Origin of the sequence: Henriciella sp., from assembly GCF_049649345.1 — a bacterium.
Classification (GTDB): Bacteria; Pseudomonadota; Alphaproteobacteria; order Caulobacterales; family Hyphomonadaceae; genus Henriciella.
Genome location: NZ_JBARZC010000367.1, coordinates 1 through 1891, shown reverse-complemented (window position 1 = coordinate 1891; position 1891 = coordinate 1). Strand labels below are relative to the sequence as shown.

The window sequence follows — 1891 nt, the reverse complement described above, 5'->3', positions numbered from 1 at the left end:
GTGCAAGCCGAGCCCCCTGCGGGCGAAATGCTCGCGGATGATCGCCATGCCGAGATTGGTGCCGTCCTGCCCGCCAAACTCCTTGGGCAGCGCATAGCGAAGATGGCCTGCCTCATCGGCGAGCTTCTTGGCCTCGCGCAGCAGGGCTTCCCATTCGGGGCGCGGCAGACCGTCATTGTCGAAATCGGTCCGCGCCCATTCACGCCTGTGGTCGAAGAAGCGGATATTGTCGTCCTTCTGCTCCAACGGCTTGATCTTCTCCTCGATGAAATTGTCGAGCTCGACGAGATAGTCGGCAATGTCCTTGGGGATATTGAAATCCATGGCGGGGCCTCCCTGACCGGTCTTTTTCTGTTCGGTGTTGAAGGCAGGATAACGCCGGGCCTGCGCCTTTCAATCGGCGTCCCCGCGTCAAGCGATTGGGAAATCTTGCACTGCGATTGAAGAAAGGCACTGGTGAACAGCAGTGATATTGAAAATTATTATCAGTGAACGATTGACAAATTATTCAATAATCATATTCTCGATCTCGTGGACAAGAAAAAAGAGCAAAGCCACACCCCTGACCCAACGCCCTGCCAGAAGGTTTCCTCCCCATGATCCGTTTTATCCCCATAACCGTTGCTGCTGCGGCGCTTGCAATGCCTGCCCTCGCCGGCACAGGCTTCACTGCAAAGCTCGCGCAGCCCAATTCCAGCATCGAGAACATCATCGCCGCAAAAGCTCTCTGGAGCTGCAATGGCGAGGAATGTGTCGCAGAACTCAATCGCCGCAAGGTTACCGTGCGGACGTGCAAAAAGGTCGCCTCGGAAGTTGGCGAGCTTGCAGCCTTTAGCACTGAAAAGGACAGCCTCTCAGAGGATGACCTCGCCAAGTGCAACGAAGCTGCGAAGAAATAAGTAAGCTTTCATCTCACTCTCTGAATACTTCAGCCGTCCTTCACCAAAAGGACGGCTTTTTTCTCTGAGCCAGAACAGAACCGCCACAAATTCAAAATGGCCGCCGGATCGCCTTACCGGGCGAGGGCTGAACATGGCCAAACGCTCAGCTGGCCGGTTCCTTAGGTTGCCAGAGTTCGATCTTCCGGCCGTCCGGGTCCATGATCCAGGCAAAAGTGCCATAGTCATGGTCTTCCACGGGGCTGACCTGCTCCACGCCTTCGGCCTCGACCTGTTTGAGAAGACCGGCCAGGTCATCGACCATCAGGTTGAACATCACATCGCGCTCTGACGGCTTGAAATAGTCGCTGTCTGATTTGAAGGGCGAAAAAATCGTCATCGCCCCCTTGGGAAACGTGCCGGCCGACTTTTCGTGCGAAAAGACGAACCCGCCAAAGTCCGTTCCTTCCAGGCCGAGGACCCGCTTGTACCAGGCCTGCGTCGCTTCCGGATCCTGACACAGGAAGAAAACCCCGCCGACCCCAATTACTTTCGCCATTGTGTATTGCCTTTCCCACCCGATTTGTCCGCTCAACAGCCCAGACAGGGGCGTGCGGCCCCTAATTCTGGCTGGCGAGGCTTGTTGTATAAGCCGGGCGGTGCGGATTGGCGAGTTGCGCCTGAACCTTGTCGCTCGCTGAGAGGCAGGCATCGGACAGGGGGCCAAGCGTCCTGAAGCGCTCATATTGACGTCTTACCTCTGTCATTTCCAGACTGTCGAAAGGCAGACGGCCCTGGCTGCGCGCCTGTTCGCCGTCAAAGAAATCGAGATAGGGGTATGCCTCGACGAGCCGGTCATAGGGAGCAGCGAAGCGCTCATTCATGAGCTCGATACCAGCTCTGCGGATCGTTTCGATCTGGGCGGGGTCACTGACTTCGGGCTGGATCCGCGCAAGCAGGTCAAGTGATCCAGACATATGGCCATAACAGCGCATGAAGGCTTCGAAATCGGT

At 56.5% G+C, this 1891-nt stretch carries 3 protein-coding genes and 1 pseudogene; 1 reads left to right on the top strand and 3 read right to left on the bottom strand.

Going from position 1 to position 1891, the window contains the following annotated elements; translation table 11 throughout:
- Positions 1 to 324, bottom strand: a pseudogene (locus WA989_RS10060) (acyl-CoA dehydrogenase); the annotation flags it as partial.
- Positions 325 to 596: 272 nt separating this feature from the next.
- On the opposite strand from WA989_RS10060, the gene WA989_RS10055 reads away from it, so the two are divergent.
- Entirely contained in the window at positions 597 to 899 is a 303-nt protein-coding gene (locus tag WA989_RS10055) for a CC_3452 family protein (protein WP_424340367.1), read from the top strand.
- A 145-nt stretch (positions 900 to 1044) separates the two neighbouring features.
- Here the strand turns inward: WA989_RS10055 and WA989_RS10050 are convergent, their stop codons facing one another.
- Both WA989_RS10050 and WA989_RS10045 read right to left on the bottom strand, forming a co-directional pair.
- A complete protein-coding gene (locus tag WA989_RS10050; RefSeq protein ID WP_424340366.1) occupies positions 1045 to 1437 on the bottom strand; it encodes a VOC family protein in 393 nt (130 codons plus the stop codon).
- Between the two features lie 61 nt (positions 1438 to 1498).
- On the bottom strand, positions 1499 to 1891 hold a 393-nt coding region (locus WA989_RS10045; protein WP_424340365.1), incomplete at its 5' end, for a hypothetical protein.